The sequence below is a fragment of the Paraburkholderia sp. 40 genome, assembly GCF_050434105.1.
Classification (GTDB): Bacteria; Pseudomonadota; Gammaproteobacteria; order Burkholderiales; family Burkholderiaceae; genus Paraburkholderia; species Paraburkholderia tuberum.
This window is the reverse complement of sequence record NZ_JBNPVY010000002.1, coordinates 3,016,066-3,034,530: the sequence shown is the minus strand read 5'-3', so window position 1 is coordinate 3,034,530 and position 18,465 is coordinate 3,016,066. Positions and strand designations below refer to the sequence as shown.

Here is an 18,465-nt window from a genome sequence, read left to right as displayed (position 1 = left end):
CAAGCTCCTTGCTGTGGCTTTAGCGGTCGTCGCCGTTAGTTTCGGCGCGGCGCAACGTCCCGCGCAGGCGAGCCGCGAATTCTCCGCGTCCCGCGAAATAGGTCTGGACGATGCGCGACACCACACTCTTCTGTGCAACCGCGCCGGGCAATTCGGGCATCGCCTCGAACTGCGGCAGCGTGTGCCGCGCGTCGGCTTCGGCCGGATAGATGCGCACGCGCACGTCGTACCAGGCGGCCTGGCCCGTCACCGGGTCGGAGTTCGACATGCGCGCGGGTGCCTCGTCGCGGCCCGGCAACTCGTCGGTGATCAGGTGATTGAGCAGGAAGCCGCGCTGCGATTCGTTCGCGTCGGGACCGAGATTCCATGCGCCCGCCGCTTTGCCGATCGCGTTCCACGTCCATACGGTGCCCGGTTCGACGGTCTCGCTGTAGCGCGCCATACAGCGCACGCGGCCCCATTGCGATTCGACGTAGATCCAGCTGCCGTCGGCGATGCCGTTCCCGCTCGCCGTTTTCGGATTCACATAAAGGTAATTCTCCCCATGAATCTGCCGCAGCCACGCGTTCTGCGAATCCCACGAGTGATACATCGCCATCGGCCGCTGGGTGACCGCGGCGAGCGGGAATCGCGCGAGATCCGTCGCCGCGCTTTCGAGCGGCGCGTACCAGAACGGCAGCGGATCGAAATACCTGTCGACGCGCGCGCGCAGATGGTCGGGCGGCTGCCGGCCGCTCGTGCGTCCTTGCGCGGCGAGCCTGAACTTCTGCATCACGTCCGAGTAAAGCTGGATCAGAATCGGTTCGCTGAATTTGCGGAAGCCATTTTTGACCGCCCAGTCTAGATACGGTCCGTTGCAGTTGCGCGTGTACTGCAAGGTCTCGGGCAAGCGGTAATGGAATACGCAGTTGTTCTTCGCGTACTGCTCCCATTGATTCGGATTCGGCTCGCCGACGAGCGCCTTGTCGCCATCCTTGCCGCGCCAGCCGATCAGAAAGCCGACGCCGGAACCGGGCGACGTCGTGTGATTGACGATGAAGTCCGGATAGTCGCGAAAGCGCCGGCCGCCATCCGCATTGGTGAACGCCGGAAACCTCAGGCGCGACGCCAGTTCGATCAGCACTTCCTGGAACGGCTTGCATTCGCCGGTCGGCGGCACGACCGGTACACGCACCGAATCGACGGGGCCGTCGAACTCGGAGATCGGCCGGTCGAGCATCGACATCGCGTCGTAACGTTCGAGGTAAGTCGTGTCCGGCAGGATCAGATCGGCGAACGCGGTCATCTCCGACTGGAACGCGTCGCACACGACGAGAAACGGAATCTTGTAGTCGCCGTTGGCGTGTTTGTCGGCGAGCATCTCGCGCACCTTCATCGTGTTCATCGACGAATTCCACGCCATGTTGGCCATGAAAATCATCAGCGTGTCGATGGGATACGGATCGCCGCGCCACGCGTTGGTGATCACGCTGTGCATGACGCCGTGCACCGCGAGCGGATATTCCCACGAGAACGCCCGGTCGATGCGCACCGGACCGCCGTGTTCGTCGATGAACAGATCCTCGGGCGCGGCGGGCCAGCCTAGCGGGCCCGCCGCAAGCGGTGTATTGGGCTTCACCGCGGCGGGGTCGTTCGGTGGTTTCGCCGATGGCGGCACCGCGCGCGGAAACGGCGACTTGTGACGAAAGCCGCCGGGCCGGTCGATCGTGCCCAGCAGCGACATCAGCACGGCGAGCGCGCGGATCGACTGAAAGCCGTTCGAATGCGCGGCGAGCCCGCGCATCGCATGAAAAGCGACCGGGTTGCCCGTGACCGTCTCGTGCGTTTCGCCCCACGCGTCGGTCCAGCGGATCGGCAGCGTGATGCGGTGCCGGCGGCCCGTCTCGATCATCTCGCCGGCGAGCCGCCGGATTGTCTCGGCCGCGATGCCGGTGATCGCCGCCGCCCATTCGGGCGTGCACTCGGCGACGCGCTCGCGCAACAATGCAAACGACGGCGTCACCGGCTTGCCGTTGTCGAGCGTGTAACGGCCGTCGAGCGCGGGCGTCACGCCGCTCGCATGATGCGGCACCGCGCGCTGGGTGGCCGGGTCCCACCACAGATGATTCTGCGGAAACAGCGGATTGCCTTCGGCCCGTTCGGGATCGCGCACGAACAAACCGAAGTTTTCGCTCGCTTCGTCGAGATCGATCAGCTCCGCCGCGTTCGTGTAGCGCTGCACGAACTCGTGATCCCACGCATCGGCGGCGATCAGTTCGTGCAGGAACGCCATGAACAGCGCGCCGTCGGTGCCAGGCTTGATCGGCACCCATTCGTCCGCGATCGCCGCATAGCCGGTGCGGATCGGATTGATCGCGATGAAGCGGCCACCCGCGCGCTTGAACTTCGCAATCGCGATCTTCAGCGGATTCGAATGATGATCTTCCGCGGTGCCGATCATGAAGAACAGCTTCGCGCTGTCGAGATCCGGTCCGCCGAATTCCCAGAACGAACCGCCGATCGTATAGATCATGCCGGCCGCCATGTTCGACGAGCAAAAGCCGCCGTGCGCCGCATAGTTAGGCGTACCGAACTGCCTGGCGAACAGGCCGGTCAGCGCCTGCATCTGGTCGCGGCCCGTGAACAGCGCGAACTTCTTCGGATCGCTCGAGCGAATCGCGGCGAGACGCTTTTCGAGCACGTCGAACGCGGTGTCCCACGAGACCGGCTCGAACTGCGCGCTGCCGCGCTGCGCGCCGGCCTTGCGCATCAAAGGCTGTGTAAGGCGCGCGGGCGAGTACTGCTTCATGATGCCGGAGGCACCCTTCGCGCAGATGACGCCCTGATTGAGCGGATGCTCCGGATTGCCGTCGATATAGCGCACCTCGCCGTCGCGCAGATGCACGCGGATGCCGCAGCGGCACGCGCACATGTAGCAGGTGGTGGTCTTGACATCGAGCCGTTCGTTCTGCGTGCGGGCGTGGTGCTCCATGGCCATCTCCGTCGTTGCTTCTGGTGGGCCGAAGCGCGCGTCATACGCGCTGCTCATACGATACCGACCATCGTATTCGCACCTGCCTCACAAGGGAAATCGCGATTTGCGAGCAAAACTATCTGGCGCACCGATAGTTTCGGTTTCGCTTTCAGCTATGCGCTTTTTTCGACGGCGTGTCCAGTCGGGTGAGATCGGTTAGGTGCGCTGGGACGCTCGTTTGAGCGCGGCCCTCCAGTTGCGCGATCAGCGCATCCGGAATTTCGACGCCCTCCTCGTATGCCGCCTGCGCAAGCTGCTCCCGGCGATAACCGGGCAGGCGCACGTCGAGGCTGGATACGCGAGGCCGTCCGCGCCGTCGAGCAACACGGCCGCGCCGCGATCCGCGACGATGACGGCTTGCGCTGCCGGATCGACGCGACCGTTGCGCAACTGTGCGCAGTACATCGGCAGACGCGATACGCCGTGCGAAGACAGGCCGCGCACGTCGGCATAGACGAGTGCGCGCGCCGTCCATCCGGCCGTCGCCGGCGACGCGTCCGCGCGGCGCAACGCGCCAATCGCAAGCGCGGTGAGCGCGTCGGGAAACAGTCGGGCCATCGGGTCTTCCTTGGTTTGGTTGCCATCAGCGCAACACTTTGTCATTGCGGCAGTGAAGCATCAAGTCCGGCACTACCGTTCGATGCCGGCGCGCCGCGATCCTCACTTCGCCGCCTTCTCGAACAGCGCCGTTGCGCGCGGATGGTTGGGTTCTTCCTCGCGCGCCTGAGCCGCCTGCCCGGCAGGGCCCGCTTGCGTCGCCTGCGGTTTGCGCACCGGCTGCGTCAATGCCTGCGCTTGCACCTCGCGCGGCGCGGCAAGGAATTCGCGCGCGGCGCGCGCATCGAATGCGCGTTCCCAGCGCGCGACCACCAGCGTCGCGACGACGTTGCCGATCATATTGGTCAGCGCGCGGATCTCGTTGAGCACGCGGTCGACGCCGAGAATCAGCGTGATGCCCGCGACCGGAATGATGTTGTGCGTCGACAGCGTCGCGGTCAACGCGACGAGCGCCGCGCCCGCCACACCCGCTCCGCCTTTCGAGGTCAGCATCAGGATCGCCAGCAATCCGATCTGCTGCATCAGCGTCAGATGCGTGTTGGTGGCCTGCGCGATGAATAGCGACGTCATCGTCAGATAGATCGCGGCGCCGTCGAGATTGAACGAGTAGCCGGTCGGCAGCACGAGCCCGACGACCGCGCGCGGACACCCCATGCGCTCGAGCTTTTCCATCAAGCGAGGCAGCACCGACTCCGTGGTCGACGTGCCGAGCACGATCAACAGCTCCTCGCGGAAGTATTTCAGCAGCGGCCATAAGCCCACGCCGGCCCAGCGCGCGGCCGCGCCGAGCACGATCACGATGAACAGGATGCTCGTGATGTAGAAGCACAGAATCAGCAGCCCAAGTTGCTGCAACGTGGCGATGCCGTATTTGCCGACCGTGAACGCAATCGCGCCGAACGCGCCGAGCGGCGCAAGCCGCATGATCATTTCGACGATGCGCATCAGCGTGTCGCCGAACTGCTCGATACCGCGCATCAGCAGCCGGCTGCGCTGCGACATGATCGACAGCGCAATGCCGAACAGCACCGAGAACAGCAGGACCTGCAGCAGATCGCCGCGCGCGAACGCGCCGACCACCGAGTTCGGCACGATCATGTCGATGAAGCTCGACGATGCCGCGTGCGCATCGGCGACGTAATGCGTGAGCGCATGAGGATCGAGCGAAATGGGATCGATATTGAGCCCCGCGCCCGGACGCAGCACGTTCGCGACGACGAGGCCGAGCACGAGCGCGATGCTGGTGACGACCTCGAAGTACAGCAGCGTCTTGAAGCCGACGCGGCCCACCTGCTTCAGGCTTTCCATGCGCGCGATGCCCACGGAAACCGTGCAGAAGATCACCAGCGTGATCAGCATCTTGATGAGGCGAATGAAGGTATCGCCGAACGGTTTCATCTGCACGCCGAACGCGGGCGCGAAATGACCGACGAGAATGCCAGCCGCAAGTCCGATCAGGACCTGCACGTAGAGATGTTTGAGCACGCGCAAGATGGTGTCTCCTCCACTCGCTGCTGCCAGATGTCGAGCCGGCGCTACTGCCGCATGAGCTGCCGGTCACGGGGGCGTCGCCGGCCACTTCTGCGTGCCGGCATACGCCGGGAAGATGAGGACCGCGGCGCGCGAGCCGTGCGGCTCGCCGCGACGGTCGGGGCCGCCCGCGTCAGGCGCTTTCGAACAGACGCGTCAGGACGAACTCGCGATGACCGAGCGCTTCGGCCGCGGTGAAACGGCCGTTGATCGTCGCCATCATGCATTGGAGCAGTTTGTCGCCGCTCTGGTCGAGATTCTGCTCACGCTGCAGAATGCCGGTCACGTCCACGTCGATATGCTCGCCCATCGTGCGGACGGTGCGCGGATTCGCGCAGATCTTGATGACCGGCACGATCGGATTGCCGATCACGTTGCCCTGCCCGGTCGGGAAGAAATGCACGACGAAGCCCGATGCCGCGCACAACGTCACCATCTCGGCCGCCGCGGACGACGAGTCCATGAACCACAAGCCCGAATGCGTCGGCTGCTCGGCTTTGTCCAGCACGCCGTCGACCATGCACTTCTTGCCGATCTTCTGGATGTTGCCGAGTGCCTTTTCCTCGATCGTCGTCAGGCCGCCCGCGATATTGCCCTTGGTCGGCTGCGACTCGGACAGGTCGTCGGTTTTCCAGCGGTTGATCATGTCCTGATAGCGGTCGAACATGAACTGAAAGCGCTCGCGCACGCCGTCGTTCGCGCAGCGCGCGGCCACGATCTGCTCGCCGCCGGTCAGCTCCGAGGTTTCGCCGAACACGAGCGTGGTGCCGAGGCCGTAGAGTTTGTCGAACGCGTTGCCGACGGTCGGATTCGCGCCGCAACCTGACGTGGTGTCCGACTCGCCGCATTTGGTCGACACCCACAACTCGGAGATCGGGCACGCTTCGCGATCGAGCGACGTCGCGTACTGCACCATTTCCTTCGCGGCTTTCGACGCGCGCATGACCGTGTCGTGATCGCCATGCAGTTCGATGCCGAAGCCCATCACCGGCTTGCCGGTTTTCGCAATGCCGTCGACGACACGCTTGGTCCAGCCCTCCTCGATACCGATCACGACCACCGCCGCGACGTTCGGATTGCTGCCCGCGCCGATCAGCGTGCGGAAATGCAGTTCGAGGTCGGCGCCGAATTGCAGCCGCCCATACGGATGCGGCAGCGCCATGGTCCCCTTGATGTTGTGTTCGACCGCCTGCGCCGCGGCATTGGACAGATCGTCGACCGGCAGGATGATCACGTGGTTGCGTACGCCCACGCGGCCGTTGTCGCGACGATAGCCGCGGAAAGTCGTATCCAGGTCAATCACGCTCATGGTGTCTCTCTCGTTCGGGTTGATGCCAGTGAGGGGCGGCTCGATGCCGCGAAGCGGGAATCCAGCAAAACAGCCGGGCGGCAAAAGCGCGCGCAGCGACGCGCGGCGCTGCTCGGCCTACCAGCGCTTCGTCTTGATGTTGTGCACGTGGGCGTGCTCGCCGGCCTTGATCGGTGCGACCACCTTGCCGATGTCGACGCCGTACTTGAACACCGTGTCGCCAACGGCCATGTCCTTCAGCGCGACCTTGTGACCGATCGGAATGTCCTGCTTCGCCGGCACGGTGACGATTTCGTCGTCGTCCATGATCCATGCGTTGAGCAGCGTGCCCGCCTTGATGCCCTCGACCACCGCCACGCCGACCGTGTCTTTCGCCTCGTGCAGCACGATGTGGATCGTTCTGCGCGGCGCCGACGCGCCCGCTGCGGTGTCGTTGATGTCTGCCGTGGGATTGCTCATGAGCGTCTCCGTTCGTAGTTTGAATGCGGTGAGGGTGCCGCCGGGGGCAGCGCAGCCAGGTGCGCCGCGGTGAATCGATATTAGGCGGCGATTTACCCAATGTCAACTAGGTCATATATATGTGTTAGACGACCGGGCGAGAACCGGGCTGTTGTCGCGATTCACCGACAACATACGATTCATCCAGATGTATTAGATGACCTGGTCGTTTAGAATCAGGGCAGGTTCAACCCCCGCGAGCGGCACGACTCGCGTATCCCAGAGGTTTTCATGAGCACGCTCGCGATCAATGCGCCCGCAGTGGGAGGCACACGGTACAAGGAGGTCAAGAGCGCAATTCTCGCGGCGCTCGCGGCCGGCGAATGGAAAGGCGGCGAATGCATTCCTTCGGAAAAGCGCCTCGCCGAACGCTTCGGCGTGTCGATCGGCACGCTGCGCAAAGCCATCGACGAACTGTGCGCCGAGAACATTCTGATCCGTCATCAGGGGCTCGGCACGTTCGTGGCGATGCATCAGCGCGACCGGCACTTCTTCCGCTTCTTTCGCATCGTGCGACGCGACGGCGACAAGGCCTACCCGGTCGTCACGCTGATCGGGTTCAGGAAGGCGCGTGCCTCGCGCGAGGCAGCCGCCGCGCTCGGCATCGACACCGGCGCGCGCGTTCTGCAGTTCGTCAACGGGCTCGCGCTGCACGGCAAGACCGTGCTGATCGAACATATCACCGTGCCCGAAGCGCTGTTTCCCGGCTTGACGGAAAGCAAGCTGCGCAACCGGCCGAACACGCTGTACAACTTCTATCAGGACGGTTTCGGCATCAACGTGGTTGAGACCGATGAGCATGTGAGCGTTGCGCTCGCCAATGAGCTCGAAAGCACACAACTAGGCGTCGAAGTCGGCGCGCCGCTGCTCGAGATCCGGCGCATCGCGTACTCGTATCACCGCAGCGCGGTCGAACTGCGCATTTCGCGGCTCAATACCGAGGAGTACGAGTACATCGGCACGCGCGCGGCGCGCGACGATCAGAAATAGCGGACCTCGGTCGCTGCCTGCGCTTCATATCACATCTGCGCAAAAACGACAGGCCAATCGTCTTTCATTTTCGGCCGGCGCCAACCTGTCTAAAATAGCCGCACTTCCGCCCCCGAGAACCTCATGCTGGATACCCTCACGAGCGGCTCCGCGCCCATCAACGACGACTCCGGGATGTTCGAACTCGCGCCCGTGTCTCTGTGGCTCGAAGATTTCAGCGGCGTGCGCGCATTGTTCGACGCGTGGCGAGCCGCCGGCGTGACCGATCTGCGCGCCCATTTCGCCGAAGACCCGCGCCGCGTCACCGAATGCGCTCATCGCATCCGCGTGATCAAGGTCAATCGCCAGACGCTCACGCAATTCGAGGCCGCCGATTTCGACACGCTGACGAGCAATCTCGCCTCGGTGTTCCGCGACGACATGCTGAAAACGCACCTCGAAGAACTGTGCCAGCTGTGGGCCGGACAGTCGAACTTCACGAGCCACACGGTCAACTACACGCTCGGTGGACGGCGCCTCGACGTGCTGCTGAAAGGCGCGGTGCTGCCCGGTCACGAGGAACGCTGGGACCGCGTGCTGGTGTCGACCGAAGACATCACCGAGCTCGAAGGCGCGCGGCGCCGCGTCGCGCAAGCGGAGGAATACGCGCGCGGGCTCTTCGAGCATTCGCCGGTATCGCTGTGGGTCGAGGATTTCAGCGCCGTCAAACGCCTGCTCGACGGCGCGCGCGCGGCCGGCATCAACGATTTCCGCGTGTTTACCGACGTCCATCCCGAGTTCGTCGAACGCTGCATGGCTGAAATCCATGTGCTCGACGTCAACCATCACACGCTCGGGATATTCGGCGCGAAGGACAAGAAAACGCTGCTCGCGCGCCTCGCCGACGTGTTCCGCGACGACATGCGTCCGCATTTCCGCGAGCAGTTGATCGACCTGTGGGACAACAAGCTGTTCCAGCAGCGCGAGGTGCTCAACTATTCACTCGACGGCAACGAGGTGCACGTACACCTGCAATTCTCGGTGCTGCCAGGCCACGAACAGGACTGGGACCTCGTACTCGTCGCGCTGACCGACATCACCGCGCGCAAGAAGGCCGAGGCGTACCTCGAATTCCTCGGCAAGCACGACGTGCTGACCAAGCTGCGCAACCGCTCGTTCTACGTCGACGAGCTGAACCGGCTCGAACGCAAGGGACCGTGGCCCGTGACGATCATCATGGCCGACCTGAACGGCCTGAAGCGCGTGAACGATCAGCTCGGTCACGCGGCCGGCGACGCGCTGCTGCGGCGTGCCGGCGAAGTGCTCGCGAAGGCGATGGAATCGCCGTTCCACGCGGCCCGCATCGGCGGCGACGAGTTCGCGATCCTGATGCCAGATACCGACGAGCGCGGCGGCGCGGCGATGATCGACGCGATCCGCCAGCTCGTCGAGATGAACAACCAGTTCTATCCGGGCTCGCCGCTGAGCTTCTCGATGGGCGCGGCAACCTGCCAGCGCGGCGATCGGCTGGAAGCGGGCGTGCAGCACGCCGACCTGCTGATGTACGAGGAAAAGCGCGCGCACTACGAGGCGCAGCCGGCGACGGACGCGACGGCGAAGTAACGCTCGCCGGCGTCAGGCGTTCACCACGCCAACGCAACGCTCAACCTCAGCCCGGCAGCCTGGCCGCGAGCACATCCACCTTGACGATGCTCGGTGGCGACGCGAACAGCTCGCCCGCCTTCTCCATCAACGCGGCCGCGACCTTGCCGTTCAGATGCGCGTCGCGGCCGGCTTCGTCTTCGAACGCATCGAAAATGGCGTACGTCGACGGACCGAGCTTCAGACCGAACCACGCGGCGGTGGCCGGCTCCTGCTCGACGAGCGGCAGGCCGCCGAGCAGAAACGCCTCGACTTCCTTTTCCTTACCGGGCTTGGCTTCCAGACGGACATACAAAGCGAGCTTGACCATGATGCGACTCCTGGTGAGTTCGGCAGCGAACGGTCCTTTCAAAGCGCTTTGAAAAGTATAGGCGGCGTCGGCTGAGGCTGCGCCGGACCTACCCCGCTAGCAAGTCACGCACCCGGAAAGCGCAGCTCGAAGCGCACGACGCCTGGCAGCGGACACACCACGCGCGCACTGCCGCCATGCAGATGCATGATCGCCTTCACGATCGCGAGCCCGAGTCCGTTCGATTCGGTGAACGCGCTGCGCGCCGCGTCGCCGCGATAGAAGCGGTCGAACAGCCGGTCGAGTTGCACGGCGGGAATCGGCTCGCCCTCGTTTTCGACCGTCACCAGCGCGCCTGCTTCGTCCTGCGCGCCGCGCAGGCGCACGATCGTGTCGCCCGCGCCGTAACGCACCGCGTTGACGACCAGATTGTTGATGGCGCGGCGGCACAGCATCGGATTGGCAGACGCGACGCCCGCCGCGTCGACTTCGAAACGCATCCCGCGTTCGTCGGCCAGGCCTTCGAAATAGTCGGCGATCCTGATGAGCTCGCCATGCAGATCGACCGGCTGCCGCTCGATCGACAACGCCGCATGATCCGCATGCGCGAGAAACAGGATGTTCTCCGCGATATGGCTCAGGCGATTCAACTCCTCGAGATTCGATTCGAGCAGTTGCTGATATTCGTCGGCTTCGCGCGGCTGGGCGAGCGCCACCTGGGTTTGGCCGACCAGCGCGCCGACCGGCGTGCGAATCTCGTGCGCGAGATCGGCGGAAAACTGCTGCAGGCGTTGATAGCCGTCGGCGAGACGATCGAGCATCGCGTTGAACGCGTGCGTGAGTTGACGCAGTTCCACTGGCGCCGCTTCGTCGTCGAGCCGCACCGCCAGGTTCGTCGGACTGATTTGCGCGGCCCGCGTGGCGATCTCGCGAACCGGTCGCAGCGCGCGGCGCAGCACGCCGTAAGCGAGCAGCGTCGCGGCCAGCATGCCGGTCAGCGTCGCCAGCACGATGCGGTTGCGGTATTCGGCCAGCATGCGCATTTCGTGCGTCATCGGATGGCCTGCGATCACCTCGACTTCGGCGCCATCCTCGCGCGCTGTCGCGCTCGCAATCGCCCAATGCACCGGCACGCCGTCGGGCGTGCGCGTCTGACGCATGTCGGCGGCACGCGGCGGATTGCCCGCCGGGCCGGCCGGTAGCTCAGGCACCGCGAGCCTGCCCGGATTCACGTCGACGAACGGCGCTTCGCCCGGCCGCCGGAAGATCAGCACGTCCTCTTCCGCGCCGAGCATCGTCTCGAACAGCAGCGGGCGCTTTTTTAATTCGCTAACCGAATAAAGGTCGTGCACGATGCGGCTGAAATGCTCGACACGGCCGCTCAGCACGACGTCGGCGCGGCGTTGCAGCGAGACTTCGGCGGAATGATAGAAATACGCGCCGAGCGAGCCGATCACCGCGCAGGCGATCAGCGCGAACAGCACCGTGGTGCGCGCAATCAGCGAGCGTTCGCTCCAGAGTTTCATGCGCCGTCGCCGAACGTGTAGCCGATGCTGCGCACCGTGTGAATCAGCTTCTTCCCGAACGGGTGATCGACCTTTGCGCGCAAGCGCTTGATCGCCACGTCGACCACGTTGGTGTCGCTATCGAAGTTCATGTCCCACACTTCCGACGCGATCTGCGAGCGTGACAGCGCTTCGCCCTCGCGGCGCGCCAGCAGATGCAGCAGCATGAACTCCTTGTTGGTCAGCGGAATGTCGACGCCCTCGCGCGTGACCCGGCGGCGCAATACGTCGAGCTTGAGGTCGGCGACTTCGAACACGTCGCTCTCGCGGATTACGCCACGGCGCAACAGCGTGCGAACGCGCAGCACCAGCTCGGTAAACGAAAACGGTTTGACCAGGTAGTCGTCGGCGCCGAGTTCGAGACCGCGAATGCGGTCGCTGACCTGATCGCGCGCGGTCAGGAAAATCACCCGCAGATCGCGCCGCGCACGCAACGCCCGCATGATTTCCCAACCGTCGATGCCGGGCAGCATCACGTCGAGAACGATCAGTTCGTATTCATGCTCGAGCGCCAGATGCAGGCCGTCCGTGCCGGTGCGCGCGAGGTCGACCGCGTAGCCATTCTCGCGCAGGCCCTTCTTCAGATAGTCGCCGGTTTTCGGATCGTCTTCGATGACCAGAATGCTCATGATGCTCGCTGCTCCTCTCGCGCGATGCGACCGTAAAGGCCGCGCTCGCACGCGCAAAAAGCCTGATGACAGCGCTCGAGAACAACCGCAGCGCTCCCGGCGGCCATTCTACGTGGCCACCATCGACCATTGATGACGTTTTTGTCATCCTCCCGTCACTCTGATGAGCCGATGCGACGGCTAGTGTGAACGCACCATCCACCACGCTGCATCCCTTCCTGGAGTTGCCTCATGAAGACCCGCATGAAGATCGCCCGCGCACGAACGCTGCGCGCCCTCGCCGTCCCTGCACTCGCCGCCGTGCTGCTCGCGACGACGTTCGCGGCTTCGGCCCAGACCGCCGCGCCGACCGGCGTGCGCGGCACAGTGACGTCGCTGTCGGGCGATCTGCTCAAAGTCCACACGCGCGATGGTCAGGACGTCGACGTGAAGCTCGCCGCCGACACGCCGATTCGCGGCGTCACGCTCGCCAACGTCAGCGACATCAAGCCGGACAGCTACGTCGGCACCGCCGCGATTCCGCAGCCCGACGGCACGTTGAAGGCGCTCGAAGTGCATGTATTCCCGCCGAGCATGCGCGGTTCGGGCGAAGGTCATCGGCCGTGGGATCTCGGCGCGAACAGCACGATGACGAACGGCACGGTCGGCTCGCTCGTGGTCAGCAACGGCCGCACGATCACCGTCAAGTACAAGGATGGCGAGAAGAAGATCGTGATTCCGCAGGACGTGCCCATCGTCAGTCTGGAGCCGGGCAGCCGCGCGTTGCTCACGCCCGGCACGAAGGTCGTGCTGTTCGCGCACAAGGAAGCGGATGGCGCAATGGCGGCGAATTTCATTTCGGCCGGCGAGCATGGCGTGACGCCGCCGATGTAAAGCGGCGCGTCGTTCGTCTTCATCCCTCTCGTCTTTGAAGCCAATGCCCGACTCGCAAGCATTTCTTGTCGTTCATCCCCTGGTCGTTCGCGTGACGCACTGGATCAACGCGTTCGCGATGGCCTGCATGGTGATGAGCGGCTGGGCGATCTATAACGCGTCGCCGATCTTTCCGTTCCGGTTCCCCGTGTGGGCGACGGTCGGCGGATGGCTCGGCGGCTCGATCGCATGGCACTTCGCGGCGATGTGGCTGCTGTGCGCGAACGGGCTGCTGTATCTCGCGTATGGCGTCGCGAGCGGCCATTTGCGTCGCAAGCTGCTGCCGGTGCGTGCCCGCGAGCTGGCGCGCGATGCGGCGCTTGCGTTGCGCCTCAGACTGCCGCACGAAACCGGCAGGTACAACGCCGTGCAGCGCGCGTTGTATCTGCTGGTACTGCTGCTCGGCGTGCTGCTGGTCGCATCGGGACTGTCGATCTGGAAGCCGGTGCAATTGTCGTGGCTAACCGCGCTGTTCGGCGGCTTCGATTTCGCGCGCCGCGTGCATTTCGTCGCGATGGCCGGCGTGGTCGGCTTTGTCGTCGTGCATCTGCTGCTGGTGCTGCTGGTGCCGCGCACGTTGCCGCCGATGTTCACCGGACGCGCCCGGCGCAGCGCGCAGCGCATCGATCAAGCCCCCCAGAGGACTCGCGCATGAGCGCCCCGCAACGAACCGACACGGCGAACGATACGCACGCCAATACAGAAGACGCGCGCCGCTCACGCATCGTGCTTGCCGAGCACCGGCCGCGGATCGAGCAGTTGCAACGCCGCTTGTTTCTGCGCTCCTCGCTATCGATCGGCGCGCTCGCGATGCTGTCCGGCTGCAACCTGCAGGACAACGATTCCGTCGACAAGGTGCTATGGGCGATGTCGCGCTGGAACGACCGCGTGCAGGCGTGGCTGTTCAGTCGCAACAAACTCGCGCCGACCTATTCGGCGCGCGATATCACCGATCCGTTTCCGTTCAACGCGTTCTATCCCGAGTTCGACGCGCCCGATATCGACGGCTCGACCTATCGGCTCGAAGTATCGGGGCTCGTCGCGGACAAACGCGGCTGGAGTCTCGCGCAGTTGCGCAGGTTGCCGCAGGTCTCGCAGATCACGCGTCACGTGTGCATCGAAGGATGGAGCGCGATCGGACAATGGAGCGGCGTGCCGTTTCGCACGTTTCTCGAACGGATCGGCGCCGATCTGAGCGCGCGTTATGTGGGCTTCAAATGCGCGGACCGCTACTACTCCAGCCTCGACATGGCGACCGCGCTGCATCCGCAAACGCAATTGACGCTCGATTTCCGCAACGCGCCGCTGCCGGCCAGATACGGCTATCCGCTGAAGCTGCGCGTGCCGACCAAGCTCGGCTTCAAGAACCCGAAGCACATCGCCGCGATCTTCGTGACCAACACGAACCCGGGCGGCTACTGGGAAGATCAGGGCTACAACTGGTTCAGCGGGCTTTAGACCGCGGTCACATAACGCGGCACCGGCTTGTGCGCGCGCGGCGGCGGCGCATCGTGAGCGACGCGCATGCGCTTGACCTCGTCGACGGGACTCAGGCCGAACAGCCGCTTGAACTCGCGGCTGAACTGCGACGCGCTTTCGTAACCGACCCGCACGGCGGCCGCGCCCGCATTCAAGCCATCCTGCACCATCAACAGACGCGCGTGATGCAGACGCGTGGTCTTCACGTACTGCATCGGCGAGGTCGCGGTGACCGCCTTGAATTGCGCATGAAACACCGCGAGACTCATGCCGGCCTCGGCCGCGAGCGTATCGACATCGAGCGACGCGTGGTAGTCCGCATGAATGCGCCGCAGTGCTTTCGCGATGCGGCCAAAGTGATTCTGATGCGTGAGCGCCGCGCGAATCGCGCCGCCCTGCTCGCCGGTCAACACGCGATAACAGATTTCCCGGACGATGCCTGGCGCCAGGATTTGCGCGTCGAGCGGCGACGCGAGCGCCTCCAGCAGACGCTGCACCGCGCTGCTCAGTGCGGCATCGAGCGGCGTCGAATACATGCCGGCCGGTTCGTATTGCGCGAGGCCCTGGGTTTCGTTGAGCGCCATCAGCAGTTCGGCGACCATCGTCAGATCGACACGCACCGACATGCCGAGAAACGGCTCCTGTTCGCTTGCCTCGGTCTCGCATTCGAACGGCAACGGCACCGACAGCACCAGGTACTGCTGTGCGTCGTACTGGAACACCTGATCGCCGAGATAGCCGCGCTTGCGCCCCTGACAGACGATCACGATGCTCGGCTCGTACATGACCGGCATGCGCGGCATCGGACGATTCGCGCGCAGCAGGCTGACGCCTTCGAGGCTCGAGCGCGTCATGCCGGCATTCGGCGCGAGCAGGTTGAACAGTTCGAGCAAGCGGCGTTGCGCGGGGTCTTCCGGAATGGAACCGACAGCTTGAGTGGACATGACGATATGGTGACGGCCAAGAGAATAATGCTTGAAATTTAGCATCAAACAGCCTGTCGCGCTGCCCGTCCAGAGTTTTAGGCAAACCTTCAAGACGATCAGGTATTCCCCGGGCGGCGCCGGGCTCCTAACATGGGAACCCTGCCGGATCGCCTTTTTCGACGCGCGCAGCGTGCGCGGTCATCGACCGCCATGCGCCGACAGCTTGCCAACGGTGGCCCCCAACGCTCGCGCCCCGATCCCGGATCATGCTGCGGCCCGCCGCATCCGCAACCCAGTGTTGCGCATCGTCGGCGCGTCGCATGTTGCGCCATCACCCTCTTTGCTGGAGCCATCCATGAGCACGACGTATGCCTATGCAGCGACCGACGCCACCGCGCCGCTCGCCCCATTTGAAATCCAGCGCCGCGCACCCCGCGCCGATGACGTGCAGATGGAAGTGCTGTACTGCGGCGTGTGCCATTCCGACCTGCATCAGGCGCGCAACGAATGGAAGAACACGATCTACCCGGTCGTGCCGGGCCACGAGATCGTAGGCCGTGTGACCGCGGTTGGTCCGAACGTGACGAAGTACAAGGTCGGTGAACTGGTCGCGGTCGGCTGTCTGGTCGATTCGTGCCGCACCTGTTCAAGCTGCGCGGAAGGTCTCGAGCAGTATTGCGAGAACGGTTGGGTGGGCACGTATAACGGTGTCGATCGCGTCGACGGACAGGTCACTTACGGTGGCTATTCGACGCAACTGGTCGTCGATGAGGCTTTCACGCTGCGCGTGCCGCAGAATCTCGACCCCGCGGGTGTCGCGCCCCTGCTGTGCGCGGGCATCACCACGTATTCGCCGCTACGCACGTGGGGCGTGGGCCCGGGCAAGAAGGTCGGGATTGTCGGCCTCGGTGGACTCGGCCATATGGGTGTGAAGCTGGCTCGGGCGATGGGTGCGCATGTCGTGCTGTTTACGACCTCCCCGTCGAAGATCGAGGATGCGAAGCGGCTTGGCGCGCATGAAGTCGTGGTTTCGAAGAATCCGCAGGAGATGGAAGCGCATGTGAATAGCTTCGATTTCATTCTCAATACGGTGGCTGCGCAGCATGATCTGAATCCGTTTTTGAATCTGCTCAAGCGTGATGCGACGATGACGTTGGTGGGCGCTCCGGAGCACGATCATCCGTCGCCGCAGGTGTTCAATCTGATCTTCAAGCGGCGGCGCCTTGCTGGTTCGCTGATTGGCGGTATTGCCGAGACGCAGGAGATGCTCGATTTCTGTGGCGAGCATGGCATTACTTCTGATATTGAAATGATTCCGATGCAGAAGATCAATGAAGCGTATGAGCGCATGCTCAAGAGCGATGTGAAGTATCGGTTTGTGATTGATATGGATTCGATGCGGAAGTAATAGCAACTTTTTGGCCGCGCAGCGGGTGGTTTTTTTGCGCCCGCGGCGCGGGGTTCTGTTTTGTTGTTGTGTTTTTTTTGCCTTCGCCCGTTTTTTCTGTGTTCTTAGGGCGTTGGCCTTTCCTTGATTTCTTGTCGGTCTATTGGCGTTGCCCCTGTGCGGGGCGGCACCTACTTTCTTTGCTGCTGCAAAGAAAGTAGGCAAAGAAGACAGCTTTAAACCGCTAACTCTTAAGCGGGTCCCTTTGTCCACCGCGGGTAGTGGTGCATCTGGAATCTGTGTTCCCGCACACTCCGCGTTAGTGACAAGGCCGTCATTCTTCCGGCGGCGCTGCGCGCGCCGAAGCGCTGTTCTCAGACCATTGGTCGTTTCGGCGCGTCGCCGAGGCGCAGCCGATGGCCCCACTAACCTAAAAAAACACTCTGGTTTCCCTTGCATACCCGTCCGCGACGCACGTAGTGCGCAGTGGGATGGATGACGGCTTTGTCACTGCCGTGGAATGTGCGGAGGCACGGATTCCAGATGCACCACTGCCATTTGTGGAGCACGGTGCCCGCTTAAGAATTAGCGGTTTGAGCTGTCTTCTTTGCCTACTTTCTTTGCAGCAGCAAAGAAAGTAGGTGCCGCCCCGCACAGGGGCAACGCTAATAGACCGACAAGAAATCAAGGAAAGGCCAACACCACAAGAACAAAGACAAATCCGCCGCAGGCAAAAAAATAGAAAACCATTTGGAGCATCCCAGTGATCGACAGAATAACTGCAATGCGCACATTCATCCGAATTGTGGACACCAACAGCTTCACCCGCGCAGCGGAGTCATTAAACATTCCGCGTGCAACGGCGACGACGATCGTCCAGAACCTGGAAGCCCTGCTGGGCACAGCGCTGTTAGTCCGCACGACGCGCCGCCTGAGCATCACGCCGGAGGGCGCCGCCTACTACGAACGCTGCGCGCAAATCCTGGCCGACATCGACGAACTGGAAGCCAGCCTCCGCAATTCGACCGACAACCTCACCGGCCGCCTCCGCATCGAAATGCCCAGCGCGGTAGCGAGTGCAATCGTGCTGCCGTCGCTAGACGAGTTCCACACCCGTTACCCGGACCTCGACCTCGCGATCGGCGTCAGCAACCGCACCGTCGATCTGGTCTCCGAAGCAATCGACTGCAGCATCCAGCTCGGTGAATTGCCCGATTCCAATCTCGTCGCGCGGCAACTCGGCACGCTCGATCAGGTCACCTGCGCGAGTCCGGCCTACCTGGCCCGTCACGGCACGCCCGCCGATCTCGACGATCTGCGCGCGCACGTCGCGGTCAACTGCGTGTCGCCGCATAGCGGCCGCGAATGCGACTTCGATTTCGAAGTGGGCGGCGAAGCGCGCAAGGTCAAGCTCAACGGCTTCGTACAAGTCAGCGACGAACAGGCGTACCTGACCTGCGGACTGCAAGGCCTCGGCATGATCCAGCCCGCGCGCATCGCCGCGCAGCCTTACCTCGATTCGGGCTTGCTGCATGAAGTGCTGCCGCAATGGAAACCCGTGCCGATGCCGGTCTCGGTCGCGTATGTGAAGAACCGCCGCGTGTCGCCGCGCGTGCGCGCGTTCGTCGATTGGCTCGCGGAGCTGTTCGACAAAGCCGGGCACGTCGAGCAGGATCTGTCGCGCGTGCGTCAGTTGCTGCGCGGCCTGCATCCCGCGTGAAGCGGGTCCGGGCGCGCGG

The 18,465-nt window shown here is 63.7% G+C and carries 16 protein-coding genes; 7 read left to right on the top strand and 9 right to left on the bottom strand.

The annotated features are described in order from the left end of the window. Window positions 1–19 precede the first annotated feature (19 nt). The 5 genes from OKW28_RS15370 to OKW28_RS15350 form a co-directional block, all read right to left on the bottom strand. On the bottom strand, window positions 20–2,971 hold the full coding sequence (locus tag OKW28_RS15370; protein WP_429446770.1) for a molybdopterin-dependent oxidoreductase: 2,952 nt from the start codon (window positions 2,969–2,971) through the stop codon (window positions 20–22). 246 nt (window positions 2,972–3,217) lie between these two features. Then, the gene (locus OKW28_RS15365) at window positions 3,218–3,571 is read right to left on the bottom strand and encodes an Ldh family oxidoreductase (protein WP_429446768.1); all 354 of its coding nucleotides are present in this window, start codon (window positions 3,569–3,571) and stop codon (window positions 3,218–3,220) included. Between the two features lie 102 nt (window positions 3,572–3,673). Then, window positions 3,674–5,062: a C4-dicarboxylate transporter DctA gene (dctA, locus tag OKW28_RS15360; RefSeq protein WP_429446766.1), complete on the bottom strand. Its 1,389-nt coding sequence runs from the start codon at window positions 5,060–5,062 to the stop codon at window positions 3,674–3,676. A 172-nt stretch (window positions 5,063–5,234) separates the two neighbouring features. Continuing rightward, window positions 5,235–6,410, bottom strand: coding sequence for a UxaA family hydrolase (locus tag OKW28_RS15355; protein WP_429446764.1), 1,176 nt, complete (start codon window positions 6,408–6,410; stop codon window positions 5,235–5,237). A 117-nt stretch (window positions 6,411–6,527) separates the two neighbouring features. Continuing rightward, window positions 6,528–6,869, bottom strand: coding sequence for a UxaA family hydrolase (locus tag OKW28_RS15350; protein WP_018420865.1), 342 nt, complete (start codon window positions 6,867–6,869; stop codon window positions 6,528–6,530). 270 nt (window positions 6,870–7,139) lie between these two features. Between OKW28_RS15350 and OKW28_RS15345 the strand changes: the two genes are divergently transcribed. After that, complete coding sequence (locus OKW28_RS15345; RefSeq protein ID WP_184008499.1) at window positions 7,140–7,898, top strand: GntR family transcriptional regulator; 759 nt, start codon at window positions 7,140–7,142, stop codon at window positions 7,896–7,898. Window positions 7,899–8,021: 123 nt separating this feature from the next. Then, on the top strand, window positions 8,022–9,500 hold the full coding sequence (locus OKW28_RS15340; protein WP_429446762.1) for a diguanylate cyclase domain-containing protein: 1,479 nt from the start codon (window positions 8,022–8,024) through the stop codon (window positions 9,498–9,500). Window positions 9,501–9,546: 46 nt separating this feature from the next. Here OKW28_RS15340 and OKW28_RS15335 read toward each other — a convergent pair whose 3' ends face one another. The 3 genes from OKW28_RS15335 to OKW28_RS15325 all read right to left on the bottom strand — a co-directional run bounded on the left by OKW28_RS15335 (window position 9,547) and on the right by OKW28_RS15325 (window position 12,022). Next, window positions 9,547–9,849: a putative quinol monooxygenase gene (locus OKW28_RS15335; protein WP_429446760.1), complete on the bottom strand. Its 303-nt coding sequence runs from the start codon at window positions 9,847–9,849 to the stop codon at window positions 9,547–9,549. 104 nt (window positions 9,850–9,953) lie between these two features. Continuing rightward, on the bottom strand, window positions 9,954–11,354 hold the full coding sequence (locus tag OKW28_RS15330; RefSeq protein WP_429446758.1) for a heavy metal sensor histidine kinase: 1,401 nt from the start codon (window positions 11,352–11,354) through the stop codon (window positions 9,954–9,956). Further along, the gene (locus OKW28_RS15325; protein ID WP_429446756.1) at window positions 11,351–12,022 is read right to left on the bottom strand and encodes a heavy metal response regulator transcription factor; all 672 of its coding nucleotides are present in this window, start codon (window positions 12,020–12,022) and stop codon (window positions 11,351–11,353) included. Before OKW28_RS15325 ends, OKW28_RS15330 begins: the two co-directional genes overlap by 4 nt. Window positions 12,023–12,253: 231 nt before the next feature. Between OKW28_RS15325 and OKW28_RS15320 the strand changes: the two genes are divergently transcribed. From OKW28_RS15320 to OKW28_RS15310, 3 genes are read left to right on the top strand one after another with little or no spacing between them, the layout of a single operon-like run. Further along, window positions 12,254–12,895 carry a hypothetical protein gene (locus OKW28_RS15320; protein WP_429446754.1) on the top strand — a complete coding sequence of 214 codons (642 nt, stop codon included), beginning with the start codon at window positions 12,254–12,256 and terminating at the stop codon, window positions 12,893–12,895. Between the two features lie 43 nt (window positions 12,896–12,938). After that, on the top strand, window positions 12,939–13,589 hold the full coding sequence (locus tag OKW28_RS15315; RefSeq protein ID WP_429446752.1) for a cytochrome b/b6 domain-containing protein: 651 nt from the start codon (window positions 12,939–12,941) through the stop codon (window positions 13,587–13,589). Further along, complete coding sequence (locus OKW28_RS15310; protein WP_429446750.1) at window positions 13,586–14,392, top strand: molybdopterin-dependent oxidoreductase; 807 nt, start codon at window positions 13,586–13,588, stop codon at window positions 14,390–14,392. The genes OKW28_RS15315 and OKW28_RS15310 overlap by 4 nt, the downstream gene beginning before the upstream one ends. Here the strand turns inward: OKW28_RS15310 and OKW28_RS15305 are convergent. Further along, window positions 14,389–15,357 carry an AraC family transcriptional regulator gene (locus tag OKW28_RS15305; RefSeq protein ID WP_026225869.1) on the bottom strand — a complete coding sequence of 323 codons (969 nt, stop codon included), beginning with the start codon at window positions 15,355–15,357 and terminating at the stop codon, window positions 14,389–14,391. The genes OKW28_RS15310 and OKW28_RS15305 overlap by 4 nt on opposite strands. Before the next feature lie 337 nt (window positions 15,358–15,694). Between OKW28_RS15305 and OKW28_RS15300 the strand changes: the two genes are divergently transcribed. Both OKW28_RS15300 and OKW28_RS15295 read left to right on the top strand, forming a co-directional pair. Continuing rightward, on the top strand, window positions 15,695–16,747 hold the full coding sequence (locus tag OKW28_RS15300) for an NAD(P)-dependent alcohol dehydrogenase (RefSeq protein WP_429446748.1): 1,053 nt from the start codon (window positions 15,695–15,697) through the stop codon (window positions 16,745–16,747). Window positions 16,748–17,489: 742 nt separating this feature from the next. Then, entirely contained in the window at window positions 17,490–18,446 is a 957-nt protein-coding gene (locus OKW28_RS15295; protein ID WP_429446746.1) for a LysR family transcriptional regulator, read from the top strand. Window positions 18,447–18,465 lie beyond the last annotated feature (19 nt).

Excerpts from the sequence above, each read along its gene's own strand:
- OKW28_RS15340 (WP_429446762.1), top strand. The coding sequence starts at position 8,022 with ATGCTGGATACCCTCACGAGCGGCTCCGCGCCCATCAACGACGACTCC.
- OKW28_RS15325 (WP_429446756.1), bottom strand. The coding sequence starts at position 12,022 with ATGAGCATTCTGGTCATCGAAGACGATCCGAAAACCGGCGACTATCTG.
- OKW28_RS15355 (WP_429446764.1), bottom strand. The coding sequence starts at position 6,410 with ATGAGCGTGATTGACCTGGATACGACTTTCCGCGGCTATCGTCGCGAC.
- OKW28_RS15345 (WP_184008499.1), top strand. The coding sequence starts at position 7,140 with ATGAGCACGCTCGCGATCAATGCGCCCGCAGTGGGAGGCACACGGTAC.
- OKW28_RS15330 (WP_429446758.1), bottom strand. The coding sequence starts at position 11,354 with ATGAAACTCTGGAGCGAACGCTCGCTGATTGCGCGCACCACGGTGCTG.
- OKW28_RS15335 (WP_429446760.1), bottom strand. The coding sequence starts at position 9,849 with ATGGTCAAGCTCGCTTTGTATGTCCGTCTGGAAGCCAAGCCCGGTAAG.
- OKW28_RS15350 (WP_018420865.1), bottom strand. The coding sequence starts at position 6,869 with ATGAGCAATCCCACGGCAGACATCAACGACACCGCAGCGGGCGCGTCG.
- OKW28_RS15365 (WP_429446768.1), bottom strand. The coding sequence starts at position 3,571 with ATGGCCCGACTGTTTCCCGACGCGCTCACCGCGCTTGCGATTGGCGCG.
- OKW28_RS15300 (WP_429446748.1), top strand. The coding sequence starts at position 15,695 with ATGAGCACGACGTATGCCTATGCAGCGACCGACGCCACCGCGCCGCTC.
- OKW28_RS15315 (WP_429446752.1), top strand. The coding sequence starts at position 12,939 with ATGCCCGACTCGCAAGCATTTCTTGTCGTTCATCCCCTGGTCGTTCGC.
- OKW28_RS15320 (WP_429446754.1), top strand. The coding sequence starts at position 12,254 with ATGAAGACCCGCATGAAGATCGCCCGCGCACGAACGCTGCGCGCCCTC.
- OKW28_RS15305 (WP_026225869.1), bottom strand. The coding sequence starts at position 15,357 with ATGTCCACTCAAGCTGTCGGTTCCATTCCGGAAGACCCCGCGCAACGC.
- OKW28_RS15370 (WP_429446770.1), bottom strand. The coding sequence starts at position 2,971 with ATGGAGCACCACGCCCGCACGCAGAACGAACGGCTCGATGTCAAGACC.
- OKW28_RS15310 (WP_429446750.1), top strand. The coding sequence starts at position 13,586 with ATGAGCGCCCCGCAACGAACCGACACGGCGAACGATACGCACGCCAAT.